Annotated in this window: 12 protein-coding genes; all 12 read left to right on the forward strand. The window is 29.6% G+C overall.

Features of this window, described 5'->3' with window-relative positions; translation table 11 throughout:
* Positions 1-116: 116 nt before the first annotated feature.
* The gene (locus PKV21_05695; GenBank protein ID HOM26981.1) at positions 117-1295 is read left to right on the forward strand and encodes an MFS transporter; all 1179 of its coding nucleotides are present in this window, start codon (positions 117-119) and stop codon (positions 1293-1295) included.
* Positions 1292-2677, forward strand: coding sequence for an MBL fold metallo-hydrolase (locus PKV21_05700; GenBank protein HOM26982.1), 1386 nt, complete (start codon positions 1292-1294; stop codon positions 2675-2677). Before PKV21_05695 ends, PKV21_05700 begins: the two co-directional genes overlap by 4 nt.
* A gap of 59 nt (positions 2678-2736) precedes the next feature.
* Positions 2737-3921: a phosphoglycerate kinase gene (locus tag PKV21_05705; GenBank protein HOM26983.1), complete on the forward strand. Its 1185-nt coding sequence runs from the start codon at positions 2737-2739 to the stop codon at positions 3919-3921.
* 46 nt (positions 3922-3967) lie between these two features.
* On the forward strand, positions 3968-4717 hold the full coding sequence (gene tpiA, locus PKV21_05710; protein HOM26984.1) for a triose-phosphate isomerase: 750 nt from the start codon (positions 3968-3970) through the stop codon (positions 4715-4717).
* 2 nt (positions 4718-4719) lie between these two features.
* Entirely contained in the window at positions 4720-6609 is a 1890-nt protein-coding gene (locus tag PKV21_05715) for an alpha/beta hydrolase family protein (protein ID HOM26985.1), read from the forward strand.
* Positions 6606-7787, forward strand: coding sequence for an ABC transporter permease (locus tag PKV21_05720; GenBank protein HOM26986.1), 1182 nt, complete (start codon positions 6606-6608; stop codon positions 7785-7787). The genes PKV21_05715 and PKV21_05720 overlap by 4 nt, the downstream gene beginning before the upstream one ends.
* A complete protein-coding gene (locus PKV21_05725) occupies positions 7780-8469 on the forward strand; it encodes an ABC transporter ATP-binding protein (protein HOM26987.1) in 690 nt (229 codons plus the stop codon). The genes PKV21_05720 and PKV21_05725 overlap by 8 nt, the downstream gene beginning before the upstream one ends.
* On the forward strand, positions 8460-9338 hold the full coding sequence (gene ilvE, locus PKV21_05730) for a branched-chain-amino-acid transaminase (protein HOM26988.1): 879 nt from the start codon (positions 8460-8462) through the stop codon (positions 9336-9338). The genes PKV21_05725 and ilvE overlap by 10 nt, the downstream gene beginning before the upstream one ends.
* Entirely contained in the window at positions 9331-9717 is a 387-nt protein-coding gene (locus PKV21_05735; GenBank protein HOM26989.1) for a hypothetical protein, read from the forward strand. Before ilvE ends, PKV21_05735 begins: the two co-directional genes overlap by 8 nt.
* Positions 9701-10744 carry an ATP--guanido phosphotransferase gene (locus PKV21_05740; protein HOM26990.1) on the forward strand — a complete coding sequence of 348 codons (1044 nt, stop codon included), beginning with the start codon at positions 9701-9703 and terminating at the stop codon, positions 10742-10744. Before PKV21_05735 ends, PKV21_05740 begins: the two co-directional genes overlap by 17 nt.
* Positions 10737-13265 carry an ATP-dependent Clp protease ATP-binding subunit gene (locus PKV21_05745; GenBank protein ID HOM26991.1) on the forward strand — a complete coding sequence of 843 codons (2529 nt, stop codon included), beginning with the start codon at positions 10737-10739 and terminating at the stop codon, positions 13263-13265. The genes PKV21_05740 and PKV21_05745 overlap by 8 nt, the downstream gene beginning before the upstream one ends.
* Positions 13225-14504, forward strand: a 1280-nt coding sequence (gene bamA, locus PKV21_05750; protein ID HOM26992.1) for an outer membrane protein assembly factor BamA, incomplete at its 3' end; no start/stop codon positions are given. The genes PKV21_05745 and bamA, both read left to right, overlap by 41 nt.

Here is a 14504-nt window from a genome sequence, read left to right on the forward strand (position 1 = left end):
GAAAAATGTCTTATAAAAATATAATTTCAAATAGATTTAATTTTGAGGAAATACGAGTGTTTTTTGCTTAAAAAAATTAAAAATTGTAAAATTGTAAAAAATTTTAAAAATCAAAAATGTGGAAAAAAACTTTTATTTCAACTTTTATTGCGCAGATTTTTTCAATAATTGGATTTTCCTTTGCTATGCCATTTTTACCATTTTTCATTTCTGAACTTGGCATAAAGGATATACCTTCTCAAACTTACTGGGCTGGAATAATTCTATCTGCTTCTGGTTTTACATTTACAATTTTTTCACCTATCTGGGGATATTTTGCTGATAAGTATGGAAGAAAATTAATGGTTGTTAGAAGTATGTTTGCAGGGACTTTTATTTTATTCTTAATGTCTATTGTTAGGACAGTGAAACAATTATTGATATGCAGGTTACTTCAAGGTGCTTTGACAGGAACAATTGTTGCTTCTGTTACTCTTGTGGCAAGTGTTGTACCTGTGGAAAAAAGTGGTTTTACTCTTGGAATGATGCAAACTGCTGTTTCAATAGGAAATTCAGTAGGTCCTCTTATAGGTGGAATTATTTCAGACCATTTTGGCTATAGAAATACTTTTAGAATTGGAGGTCTTATAATTTTTCTTGGAGGTCTTTTAATTCTTTTATTTGCAAGGGAAAACAGAATAAATTATAAGAAGAAAGAAGAATTTTCATACAGGGAAATATTAAAGTTAAAAGGATTCTGGATAGCAACAATGATTATGTTTGGTGTCAGATTGAGTAATACAATTTTAAATCCTTCTTTCCCTCTTGTAATTAAGGAAATAATAAGTAATCCCGAAAAATTGAATACAATTACAGGGACAATTATAGGGATTGCTGCTATTATTGAGGGTTTAAGTGCTGCTGGACTTGGAAATTTGAGCGATAGAATTGGATATATAAAAATGATAGGAAATTGTTTTATCTTTGCTTCAATTGCATCTTTAGGACATTTTTTTGTTCATTCAGTTTTTTCTCTTTTTTTCTGGAGGGTTTTATTTGTTGCGAGTGTTGCTGGTGTAATTCCTTCTGTCAATTCAATGATAAAAACTCTTATAAATGAAAACTCAATAGGTAAAGCATATGGTCTTTTTACTTCAATAAGTATGCTCGGGCTTGCTTTTGGTCCTCTTATAGGTGGATATACAGGAAAGATTATAAATATAAGAACTCCATTTTTGATAACTTCTATTTTTCATGCAATTGTAGCGATTTCAATTATTTCTCTTATTAAAAAAGAAAAAGGAGAAAGTTTATGAGAATTAAATTTCTTGGTGCGACAAAAAATGTAACAGGTTCAAAATTTCTCTTACAAATTGGTGGGAAAAATTTATTAATTGATTGCGGTCTTTTTCAGGAAAGGGATTTAAAAAATAGAAACTGGGAGAAATTTCCAGTTCCACCTTTAGAAATTGATTATATTCTTTTAACACATGCACATCTTGATCATTCAGGATATTTACCAAAAATTGTAAAAGATGGATTTAAGGGAAAAATTTTATGTACTGTTCCAACAGCAGAAATAACAAAAATAGCACTGCTTGATTCAGCAAAGTTACAGGTTGAAGATGCTGAAAAAAAGAGAAAAAGACATCAAAAGGAAGGAAGAAAAGGTCCCTATCCTGAAATACCTCTGTATGATGTTAATGATGCAATGAGTGTTTTTGATTTTTTTGAGACGGTTTCATATAATGAGGAAGTCAAAATTTCGGACAATATAAAGGTTGTTTTTTATAATTCAGGTCATATTCTTGGTTCCTCCTTCATAAAAGTTATAGCAGATGGAAAAGAGATAGTTTTTTCAGGAGATATTGGAAGGAAAGAAAATCCAATTCTATCAGACCCTGAAATTTTAGAGAGTACTGATATTCTGATTATGGAAACGACTTATGGAGATAAAATTCATGAGCCAAGAGAAATTGCTGAAGAAAAACTTGAAAGAATAATAAATGAAACTGAAAGAAAAGAAGGCAATATCGTTATTCCTACGTTTGCTATTGAAAGAGCACAGGAGATTTTATACTATTTGAAAAAACTCTTACTTGAAGATAGAATACCACACCTATTTACATTTCTTGATAGTCCCATGGCAATTGAAGTAACAGAAGTATTCAAAAAAAATCTAACATATCTTGATGGAGAAGCAGAAAATCTACTTAAAAATAAAATTTCTCCTTTTGATTTCCCACTTTTACATTTTACAAAGTCAGTTGAAGAGTCAAAAATGATTAATCATATAAAGGGCACAGTAATTATTATGGCAGGCAGTGGTATGTGTACAGGCGGAAGAATTAAGCACCATCTTGTTAATAATATTGAAAGGGAAGAATCATCTATTGCCTTTGTTGGTTATCAAGCAAAAGGAACTCTTGGAAGGGAAATACTAGAGAAAAAAGAAGTTAGGATTTTGGGTAATTTTTATAAAGTAAAGGCAAAAATTGAGAAAATAGATGGATTTTCTGCCCATGCTGATAGAGAAGAACTTTTAAGTTTTCTTTCAGGATTTAAAAAATTCCCAGAAAGTATATTTTTAGTTCATGGAGAAGAAGAAGTAATTGATGAATTTTCAAAAGTTATTTATGATAGATTTAAAAATTCAAAGATTTTTATACCTTCATATCTTGATGAATATGAAATTTAGTTTTTTAGTGGACAGATTGATATAAAAAATTGTAAAATAAAGAAAAAAAGGAGGTAATTATGAAAATAAAATCAATTAAAAACAGGAATTATAAAGGGAAAAAAGTTTTTCTGAGAGTTGATTATAATGTTCCAATTGAAAAAGGAGTTATCACAGATGACACAAGAATCACAGCAACAATTCCAACTATAAATTATTTACTTTCTCAAGGTGCTTCTTTAATACTTGCCTCACATCTTGGAAGACCGAAAGGAAAACCATCTCCAGAATTCAGTTTAAAACCTGTTGCTGAGAGATTGTCAAAAATTTTAAATAAAGAGGTAAAATTTGCTCCTGATTGTATTGGAGAGGAAGTAAAAAAAATGGTAAATGAATTGAAAGAGGGAGAAATTTTACTTCTTGAAAATTTAAGATTTCATTCAGAAGAAGAAAATGGAGATGAAAATTTTGCAAAAGAACTTGCTTCTCTTGCAGATGCTTATGTTAATGATGCTTTTGGAACATGTCACAGGGAACATGCATCAGTTTATCAAATAACAAAATTTGCAAAGGATGTAGCAGCAGGATTTCTTATTGAAAAGGAAGTTGAATCACTTTCAAAATTACTGATAAATCCTGAAAAACCATTTCTTTTAATTCTTGGTGGTGCGAAGGTAATAGATAAAATAAATATGGTTAAAAATCTTCTTGATAAAGTTGATACAATCATTACAGGTGGAGTTATGGCATACACATTTATAAAAGCAAAAAACTGGGAAGTGGGTGATTCAAAAGTTGAAGAAGAAGCGGTTCCTGTTGCAAAAGAGATAATTAAAGAAATAAATAAAAGACATCTTGAATTTCATACGCCTCTTGACCATGTTATAGTTCAGAAAATTTCAGAAGATGCAGTTCCAATAATAACAGAAAGGGGAACAGTTCCACATGGCTGGATTGGAGTTGATATAGGTCCTCAGGCAATTGAAGAATACACTGATTGTATAAACAGAGCAAAAACAATTTTCTGGAATGGACCGATGGGAATTTATGAAATTAAGAAATTTGCAAAAGGGACTATTGAATTAGCAAAGGCAATTGCAAATTCAAAAGCATTTTCAGTTATTGGTGGAGGAGATTCTGCTGCAGCAGTTGATGAAGCAGGAGTTGCAGATAAAATATCCCATATATGTACAGGAGGAGGTGCATCTCTGGAATTTCTTGAAAAAGGGACCCTGCCCGGAATTGAAGTTTTAAAGGAAGAGTAAAAATTATAAAACCACACTTTTTACTACTATAAAAAAGGAGAAGAAAGTGAAAAAATCTCTTATAGCAGGAAACTGGAAGATGTATAAAACCCCAGCAGAATCAATAAATTTTGTGAGTGAACTTGTTAAAAACATTAAAAGTTATGAGGATAGGGATGTTTTAATATGTCCTCCTTTTACATCTCTTTATCCTGTATCTAAAATAATAAAAAACAGTGCTGTTAAACTTGGTGCTCAAAATGTATATTTTGAAAATGAAGGTGCTTATACTGGAGAAATTTCACCTTTAATGCTTAAGGATACAGGTGTTGAATATGTTATATGCGGGCATTCTGAAAGAAGAAATATTTTTGGTGAGTCAGATGAAATTATAAACAAAAAGGTAAAAAAGGTTGTAGAAACAGGAATGAATGCAATTTTATGTGTAGGAGAGAAACTTGAAGAAAGGGAAAAAGGAGAGACATTTAATGTTATTGAAAATCAGGTTAAAAGATGTCTGGAAGGTTTTGATAAATTTGAAAATCTTGTTATTGCTTATGAACCTGTATGGGCTATTGGAACTGGAAAAACTGCTTTACCATCTCAGGCAGAAGAAGTTCACATTTTTATAAGGGAATTAATAGCAAAAATTTATAACAAAGATATAGCCGAAAACTTAATTATTCTTTATGGAGGAAGTGTAAAGCCAGAAAATATTGACCAACTAATGAAAGAAAAAAATATAGATGGAGTTCTTGTTGGAGGAGCATGTCTTAAAGTAGAATCATTTTTAAGGATTATTGATTACAGGGGATAAAAATGCTTAATGAATACAGACATATGATGTTTGATTATTTTATTAAAAGAACAAGGAAGGTTTATTATGAAAGAAAAAAAAGATTAAAGGATATAAAAAATAGAAAAGATGCAGAAAAATATCAGGAATATGTTAGAGAAAAAATTAAAAAAGCATTTTCTCCTTTCCCTTTATCCGAAAAGACACCATTAAATCCAAAAATAACTGGTATAATAGAAAGGAATGGATATAGGATTGAAAAAATAATTTTTGAAAGTATGCCTTCATGTTTTGTTACTGCAAATTTATATATACCTGAGAAATTTAATCCACCTTTTCCTGCTGTTGTTGCACCATGTGGACATTCAATAGAAGGGAAAGCAGAACCTAAATATCAGGAATTTTGTCAGCGACTTGTTCATAATGGTTTTTTAGTTTTGATATATGATCCGTTTGACCAGGGGGAAAGAAACCAGTATTATTTTTTGCCTGAAAAATTACCTGTGAAAAAAGGAAACTGTCTTGCACATAATATGATAGGTAAACAGATGAATCTTATAGGTGAATTTTTTGGTTCATACAGGGTATGGGATGGAATAAGAGCAATTGATTATATAACTTCAAGAGATGAATGGGATAAAAATTTTCTTGGAATAACAGGAAATTCTGGTGGTGGTACATTAACAACATGGTTATGGGCAATTGATGAAAGATTGAAAACTGCTGCTCCTGGCTGTTTTGTAACACCTCTTTTATATAATCTTGAAAATGAATTACCACAGGATAGTGAGCAGTATCCACCTGGAATTCTTGGAGAAGGGGTTGAAATTTCTGACTTCTTTATCTCTCGTGTACCATCACCTTTAATACTGCTTGGCCAGAAATATGATTACTTTGATATAAGGGGTTTTAAAGAAATATGTGAAGAACTTGAATATTTTTATAATATTTTTGATAAAAAAGAAAACTTTACTTATTTTATCGGGGATAATACCCATGGTTATCATTCAGATTCTCAGAATGCAATGGTTTCTTTTTTCTGTAAAATTGTTGGGAAAAACGTTTTAAATGTAGAACCTGATATAATTATTGAAAAAGAAAAAACACTTTTTGCAACAAAAAAGGGAAATGTTCTTTTAGAGGGTTCAAAGCCACATTTTGAAATTATAAGGGAGAAAACAGAAATTATAATTAAGAATAGAAAAAATTTTGATGAAAGCAATTTAAAAAATGAATTAAAAAAGATTCTTTCTATTCCGGAGAGTATAAGTATTCCGCATTACAGAGTTTTAAGACCAGTTTCTATAAAGAATGAATCTATTGGAAGATATGCAGTTGAGACAGAAGAAAATATATGGGTAATTTTAAAAAGAAGAAATGTGAAAAAACCATATTATCTTGAAGTTGAGGAAGAAATAAACCTGTATGTTCCTGATATTTCTTCTGAGGATGAGATAAAAAGATTTCCTGATGGTAAACCTTCTGATTATTTTGTAGATGTGAGAGGAATTGGTGAATCAATGCCTGACATTAAAAAATATTTTTTCCATCCTTATAGATTTGATTATATGTTTGATGGTTTTTATCTTTTATTTGGAGAAAGTTATCTCGGTAAGAGAATATATGATGTACTTTCTGTTATAAATTTGCTCAATTATCTTGGATGTAAAAGAATAAATCTATATGGAAATAGACAGGGAGCAATCATATCTTTGTTTGTATGTTTATTTTCTGATTTGATTGAAAGAATTAATTTAAATAAACTTCCTGATTCTTTTTATTCTCTTATAAAAAAACCCTATACTAAACTCCCGTCTTCTAATTTCCCAAAAGGTATTTTAAAGATTACAGATATACCAGAAATTCTGAAAATTGTTGAGAAAAAAAGCGAAATTAAAATATTAAATAAATGATTTCTTATAATTTTTTTCTGGCAAAAAAATTTATCGGAAATAAAAGAGAGGATAGATTTCTGTGGTTTATAAGTTTTTTTACTGTTCTTGGTATTTCAATAGGAGTTGTTACTTTACTTCTTGTTATAGGAGTTATGAATGGTTTTTCAAATGACCTGAAAAGGAAAATAATTGGAGCCAATCCTTTAATAACAATTGAGGGAAAACCTTACATCTACAATTATGAAGAAATAATTGAAAAAGTTAAAAATCTTCCTGAAATAAAGGGTGTTTCTCCATACATAATGTCTCAGGTAATTTATAAGTCAAACAGGTATATTCTTGGAGGGATTATTAAAGGTATTGATTTAAAAAGAGAAACAGATGTTACAAATATTAAAAATTTCATAAAAAAGGGTTCTATTGAAGAAATTGAAAATGGAATTATACTTGGGAAAGAACTTGCAGGTGAACTCGGTGTTGAAGTTGGTGATTATATATTCATAATAGCAGGACTTATTCCTAAAGAAAGAATTTTTAAAGTTGTTGGAATTGTGGAATATGGAGTTTACAGTTTTGATGTGAGTATGGGTTTTACTTCTTTAAAAAACCTTATGGAAATCTTTAATATGAGTGGAGTTCATGGAATTGGAGTTAAAGTTGATGATATTTATAAAACACCTGTTATTTCGGATAAGATAAGAAAATTAATTGATGAAAATTATAGTATTTCAACATGGATAGAAAAAAACAAAATACTTTTTTCAGCAATAGCACTTGAAAAAAAGGCAATGGCAATAATTTTAAGTTTGATAGTTATAGTTGCTTCCTTTAATATTCTTTCCACTTTAATGATATCTGTTTACAGAAAGGTTAAAGAAATAGGTATATTAAAGGCAATGGGTTTAACATCTGGAGAAATAAAAAAGATTTTTCTATATCAGGGAATTTACCTCGGGATTAAAGGGTTGATTTTCGGTATGATTTTTGGATTTTTGCTTTCTTGGATTCTTAAAAAATATAATTTTATAAATCTGCCTGAATTTGTTTATGATATTTCTAAACTGCCAATTGAAATTTCACTTTTTGATACAATCTGGATTTTCTTTCTTGTTATAATAGTTAGTTGTATAGCAAGTATTTATCCGGCACAGAGAGCATCCAAACTTAATCCAGCAGAGGCAATAAGAAATGAATAAAATAAAGGGAGAAAAACTGACCAAAAATTATAATGGAGTTATCGCAATTAAGGATGTGGATATAGAAATAAAAAAGGGTGAAATTGTTGTCATAATTGGACCATCAGGTTCAGGTAAAACTACTTTATTAAATCTGCTTGGACTTATTGATAAACCCACAGAAGGAAAAGTATACATTGATGAAAAAGATACAGAAACTCTTACAGAAAAAGAGATTGCTGAGATAAGAAATAAGAAATTTGGATTTATTTTTCAATTTTTCTATTTAATACCTGAATTGAAAATTATTGAGAATGTTTTTTTACCCCTATGGATTAGAGAGAAAAGGTTTAGTCCAGAATTTTTAAAGGAAGCAGAAAAATATCTGAACGTTTTTGGAATTTTAGATAAAAAGAATACATATCCCTCAAGATTGTCAGGTGGAGAATTACAAAGAGTAGCAATATGCAGGAGTTTGATATGCCAGCCAGAAATTATTTTTGCAGATGAACCAACAGGAAGTATTGACAATAAAAGTGCTAATAGTTTTTTTGAATTTATGAAAAAATTTAATGAAGAAAAAGAGACAACTTTTGTAATAGCAACTCACAATGAAAAATTTTTACAATTTGCTTCAAAAGTAGTATATTTAAATGAAGGTAAAATTGAAAGGATGGAAAAAAAGGAGATGAAATGGGACTGATAATATATCTTGATGGTAAATTTGTTGATGAAAATGAAGCAAAAATTTCTATTTTTGACCATGGGCTTTTATATGGTGATGGTGTATTTGAAGGACTCAGAAGTTACAATGGTAAAATTTTTAAACTTGATGAACATATTATTCGTCTCTATAACTCTGCAAAAGCAATATTACTTGAAATTCCAGTGGAAAAGGAAGAGTTAAAGAAAATCATAATTGAAACTGTTAAGAGGAATAATTTGAAGGATAGTTATATAAGAGTTGTTGTTACAAGAGGGGTTGGAGACCTTGGACTTGACCCAAGGAAATGTAAAAAACCAACAATATTTGTAATAGCAAGTAAAATTCAATTATATCCAGAATCACTGTATGACAAAGGGATTGACCTTGTAACAGTTGCAACAAGAAGAAATTTGAATGAATCATTAAATCCTGCTATAAAATCACTGAATTATCTGAACAATATCCTTGCAAAAATTGAAGCAAATAATTCAGGTGCAAGTGAGGGATTGATTTTAAATCAGTTTGGTTATGTGAGTGAATGTACAGGTGAAAATATTTTTATTATTAAGGAGAAGAATTTAATAACTCCACCTGTTTCAGCAGGAGCACTTGATGGTATAACAAGAAGGGTTGTTATGGAGATAGGTGAAAATATTGGTTTAAAAGTTAAAGAAGAGAATATTACAAGATATGACATATATACAAGTGATGAATGTTTTCTGACCGGCACAGCAGCAGAAATAGTCCCTGTTGTGGTTGTTGATAATAGAATTATAGGAGATGGAAAACCTGGAAAAATTACAATGAAAATAAGAAAAGAATTCCACTTGCTTACAGAAATAGAAGGAATACCTGTTTATGGATAAATGTTTTATATGTAAAAGTAGAAGTTATCTATCAATAAAATTCAAAGGGAAAAAAGCAAAAAAAATTGAATTCAATTTTTGTAAGAAGTGCTGGGAGGAATATAATTCGTTTTTTAACAATAATAAAAGAAGAAAGTATGATAAATGTCCTGTCTGCGGTTATACAATTGATGAATTTAAAGAATACAGGTTTCTTGGTTGTGATTTCTGTTATGAATATTTCTTTAAAGAAGTTTCAGATTATATGAGAAAAATTCATACAAACACAATATACAAAGGCAAATATCCTAAGAATTTTAAAAAAGAGGAAAAAATAAAAAAAATCTACCTTTTAAAAGGTTTGATAAATGAAATAACTATAAATGGAAGAAATAAGTAAGTTTTTATCTTGGGATATAATTGAAAAAGAAACTGATTGGGTTTATTCAAAATTAATTGATGATGTTGTGATAACTTCAAGGGTTAGGATTGCAAGAAATATAAAAGGATATCCTTTCCCCTATAATATGACAGTTAATACAGGTAAAAAAGTTGAAGAGATTTTACTAAAAGTTTTCTTAAACTTTCCATCTGAAAAAATTTTTATTATAAATATTTCTAGTTTAAACGAGAAACAGAAAAAATCTCTTATAGAAAAACATCTTATAAGCAAGGAATTTTCTGAAAATGGACTTTGCGATAAGATTGTTATAATACCTGACAAGAAAGCAAGTATAATGATAAATGAAGAAGACCATTTGAGAATTCAGGTTATTTTACCCGGTCTTAATTTAAAAAAATGTTTGAAACTTATAAATGAAATAGATGATTATATTGATATAAAAATTGAATATGCATTTTCGCCAAAATTTGGTTATTTAACTGCCTGCCCGACCAATACAGGAACTGCTTTAAGAAGTTCTGCACTCATTCATATTCCAGGAATTAGATTTTTTAAAAAAGATAAAACAATTTTTAAAAATATTGAGGGAATAGGAATTGCAGTAAGAGGATTTTATGGAGAAGGCAGTTTGCCTTTTGGAAGCATATTTCAGATGTCTTCAACGGAATCAACAGGTAAAACAGAAAAGGAAATTGTTGGAGAACTTGAAAGTGTGGTAAAATTGATTGAAGAGGAAGAAAAAAAATGTATTGAAGAGATAAAAAATGATGGAAATTTGAAGAAAAAAATTTTGAAAAAGATTATGAAAATTTTAAAAGAAGAAAGAGAAAATGGAGAATTTATTGATTTTTATTCCCTTCTTTTTCTCTCTTATGTAAGTGGAATTTTAAATTTTGAAAAGCATGAGTTAAAAGATTTCTTTTTTTTCATCCTTGAAAATACTGGTAAAAACAAAAACTATATTTTTTCTGAAAAAAAAGGTAAAATATTAAAAAGGAAATTGTGGGAGAAATTAAATGTTTGAAAGATTTACAAAAAGAGTAAAGATAATTCTGGATATAGCGAGAAAAGAAGCACTTAAATATGGACATAATAAAGTTGAGCCAGAACATATTTTACTAGCAATGCTTCAGGAAGGAGAAGGAGTTGGAATAGCAATTTTGAATTATCTCGGGGTTGAAACAGAAAGATTGAAATATGAACTGGAAAAAGTTATTAAAAGAGGGGTTCCTTTTTATAGTGGAGAATTACCTTTAAGTACTTCATCCAAGAGAGTTCTTGAATATTCTGTGAGAGAAGCACAGTTTTTTGGTCATTCATATATAGGAAGTGAACATCTTTTAATAGGTATATTACTTGAATCTGAATCATTACCTGCACAGATTTTGAGGAAATTTGGAATAACTGTTGATAAAGCAAGGAATATTTTAGAAGAAATTTTAAGGGATCTGGAATTACCAGGAAATACTCCATATTCAATTGAAGAAAAGGAAGATTTTTATTATAAAAATATGCCCAATAAAACATCAACAACTTATAAAAAACAGAAAACACCTGCACTTGATACTTTTGGAAGGGACCTTACAAAACTTGCAATTGAAGGAAAACTTGACCCTGTTATAGGGAGAGAAAATGAAATAGAAAGAGTTATTCAGATTCTCTGCAGGAGAAAGAAAAATAATCCTGTTTTACTTGGAGAACCCGGTGTTGGTAAAACTGCTATTGTAGAAGGACTTGCACAGAATATTGCTTTTGGTAAAATCCCTGAAATATTGAAAGATAAAAGGATTGTTATGATTGACCTGCCATCAATGGTAGCAGGAACTAAATACAGAGGAGAATTTGAGCAGAGGGTTAAGGTTGTTCTTGATGAAATAAGGAATTCAGGCAATATAATTATTTTTATTGATGAAATTCATACTCTTGTTGGAGCTGGAGGGGCAGAAGGAGCAATAGATGCATCAAATATTTTAAAACCGGTTCTTTCCAGAGGTGAAATTCAATGTATTGGAGCCACTACTCTTGATGAATACAGAAAATATATTGAAAGAGACGGAGCACTTGAAAGGAGATTTCAACCTGTTATAGTTAATCCACCAACAGTTGAAGAGACAATAGAAATTCTTAAAGGACTTAAAGAAAAATATGAGTCACACCATAAATTAAAAATTTCAAATGAAGCAATAGAGGCGGCTGCTAAGTTGAGTGATAGATTTATTGCTGATAGATTTTTACCGGATAAAGCGATAGACCTTATAGATGAAGCAGCAAGTCAGAAAAGATTAAAACTTTATAAAGAACCAAAAGAAATAACAGCGCTTCAGGAAGAAATTGAATTACTTGGAAAAGAAAAGGAAAAAGCAGTGAAGACACAGGATTATGAACTGCTAACTTCTATAAGGGATAAAGAAAGGGAACTTAAAAATAAAATTGATTTCTTGAGAGAAAATTTTATGAACTTAATTTCTGAAGAGGAAAAAACATTGACTAAAGAAAATATTGCTGAGATTGTATCCCAGTGGACTGGTATTCCAGTTTCTCAACTATGTAAAGAAGAAAAGGAAAAATTACTTGAAATGGAAAAATTTTTGCATAAAATTGTTGTAGGACAGGATGAAGCAATAGAAACAATAAGCAAGGCAATAAGGAGGTCAAGAGCAGGTTTAAAGGATATAAGAAAACCAATTGGCAGTTTTCTTTTTCTTGGTCCAACTGGTGTAGGAAAAACTCTACTTGCCAGAGCACTTGCTGAATTTCTTTTTGGAGATGATGATGCACTTATACAAATAGATATGTCTGAATATATGGAAAAGTTTTCTATAAGCCGACTTATAGGTGCTCCTCCTGGATATGTTGGTTATGAAGAAGGTGGACAGTTAACTGAAAAAGTCAGAAGGAGACCTTATTCTGTTATACTTTTTGATGAAATTGAAAAAGCACATCCTGATGTATTCAATCTTTTACTTCAAATTCTTGAAGATGGACGGCTTACTGATAGTTTTGGAAGAAGTGTGAGTTTTAAAAACACTGTTATAATTATGACATCAAATATTGGAACAGAAATACTTAAAAATAAATCAGTTATTGGATTTTTAACACCAGAGGAGAAATTATCTTTTGAGAATTTAAAGTGTGAAATTCTGGAAAAGGTGAAAAAAACATTCAGACCGGAATTTTTAAACCGACTTGATGATATAATAATCTTTCATCCATTAACACAGGAACACCTTTTGAAAATTGTTGAAATTGAGATTGAAAAAGTGAGAGAAAGATTGAATGAGTTGAAGGTTAAACTTATTGTAAGTGATGAGGCAAAAAAGTTTCTTGTTGAGAAAGGAACAAATACTGAATTTGGGGCAAGACCTTTAAAAAGAACCATTTCAAGATATGTTGAAGACCCTCTGTCAGAAGAAATTCTGAAGGGGAATTTTAAAGAAGGAGATGAAATAATTGTTGAAAGAAAAGGTCTTTTTCTTGTTTTTATAAAAAAGGAAGGAGAGCCAATTGAAACCAAAAAAAATCCTGTCAGTATTTCTAATTCTTAGTTTTTATGTCTTTTCAATCCCAATTTTAAAAATTAATATTACAGGGAATAAAAATGTTTCAGTTGATAAAATACTCACTCTTATGAAGACAAAGGAAGGAATAGAATTTGATGAAAGGGTTATAAAAGATGATATAAGTAACCTCATTAAAACAGGATATTTTAAGGATGTGAAATATACTTTAGAAAAAAAAGAGACAGGAATAGAATTGAATCTTGAGGTTAAAGAGAAACCTGTTATTGAAAAAATTATTTTTGAGGGGAATAGAGCATTAAAAACAAAAAAATTGAAAGAAATTTCAGAATTAAAAGAAGGCGATTTTTTCAATGAGGAAAAAGTTGTTGAAGGGATTGAGAAGATAAGAAATCAGTATTATAAAATGGGATATCATGCAAGTGAAATTGATTATGAAGTTGAAGAAAAGGATGGACTTTGTATTCTTAAAATACAAATAAATGAAAAAGGTAAGGGATATGTAAGTGAAATTTTATTTGAAGGGAATAATATATTTCCGGATAAAAGATTAAAGAAATTGATGAAAATAAAGACGAGAAAGATGCCTTTTATAAGAGGGACTTATAAAGAAGATATTTTGGAAGAGGATATTAAGAGAATTAAAGATTTTTATAATGAAAATGGATTTATTGAAGTTAAAATAGAAAAAGAAATTGAATATAAAGAGAAGGGTATTATTATAAAGATTTTTGTGGAAGAGGGTAAGAGATATTTTGTAGGTGAAATTAAATTTGAGGGAGAACTGATTTTTAATGAAGATATTTTAAGAAATCAGGTTTTGCTTAAAAGAGGGGATGTTTTCAATGTGAAAAAAAATGAAGAAAGTTTAAGAAATATCTATAAAATCTATTCAGATAAGGGATACATAAAATGCAATGTTGAATTTATCCCTGAAATTAGAGGAGACGCGGTAAACATAACATATCTGATTAATCCAGGAGCAATTTACTATACAGAAGAAGTAAAAATAAAAGGAAATAAAATTACAAAAGACAAAGTAATAAGAAGAGAAATTAAACTTGAGCCAGGAGATAAAATAACAGGAGATAAAATAAGAAAAAGTTTTAACAATCTGAGAGATACCAATTATTTTGAAAACATACGTATATATCCTGAATTTGTTGAAGAAGGAAAGGCAAATGTTGTTGTGGATGTAAAAGAAAGAGAGAAAACAGGGCTTTTTTTAATTGGAGGTGGTTATAGCAGTATAGAAAAATTTGTGGG

Source organism: bacterium, from assembly GCA_035371905.1.
In the GTDB taxonomy this organism is placed as follows: Bacteria; Ratteibacteria; UBA8468; order B48-G9; family JAFGKM01; genus JAMWDI01.

What these genes read in the sequence shown, in the direction of transcription:
- PKV21_05720 (HOM26986.1), top strand. Translation starts at nt 6,606, where the DNA reads ATGATTTCTTATAATTTTTTTCTGGCAAAAAAATTTATCGGAAATAAA.
- ilvE (HOM26988.1), top strand. Translation starts at nt 8,460, where the DNA reads ATGGGACTGATAATATATCTTGATGGTAAATTTGTTGATGAAAATGAA.
- PKV21_05695 (HOM26981.1), top strand. Translation starts at nt 117, where the DNA reads ATGTGGAAAAAAACTTTTATTTCAACTTTTATTGCGCAGATTTTTTCA.
- PKV21_05700 (HOM26982.1), top strand. Translation starts at nt 1,292, where the DNA reads ATGAGAATTAAATTTCTTGGTGCGACAAAAAATGTAACAGGTTCAAAA.
- PKV21_05735 (HOM26989.1), top strand. Translation starts at nt 9,331, where the DNA reads ATGGATAAATGTTTTATATGTAAAAGTAGAAGTTATCTATCAATAAAA.
- PKV21_05745 (HOM26991.1), top strand. Translation starts at nt 10,737, where the DNA reads ATGTTTGAAAGATTTACAAAAAGAGTAAAGATAATTCTGGATATAGCG.
- PKV21_05705 (HOM26983.1), top strand. Translation starts at nt 2,737, where the DNA reads ATGAAAATAAAATCAATTAAAAACAGGAATTATAAAGGGAAAAAAGTT.
- PKV21_05740 (HOM26990.1), top strand. Translation starts at nt 9,701, where the DNA reads ATGGAAGAAATAAGTAAGTTTTTATCTTGGGATATAATTGAAAAAGAA.
- PKV21_05725 (HOM26987.1), top strand. Translation starts at nt 7,780, where the DNA reads ATGAATAAAATAAAGGGAGAAAAACTGACCAAAAATTATAATGGAGTT.
- PKV21_05715 (HOM26985.1), top strand. Translation starts at nt 4,720, where the DNA reads ATGCTTAATGAATACAGACATATGATGTTTGATTATTTTATTAAAAGA.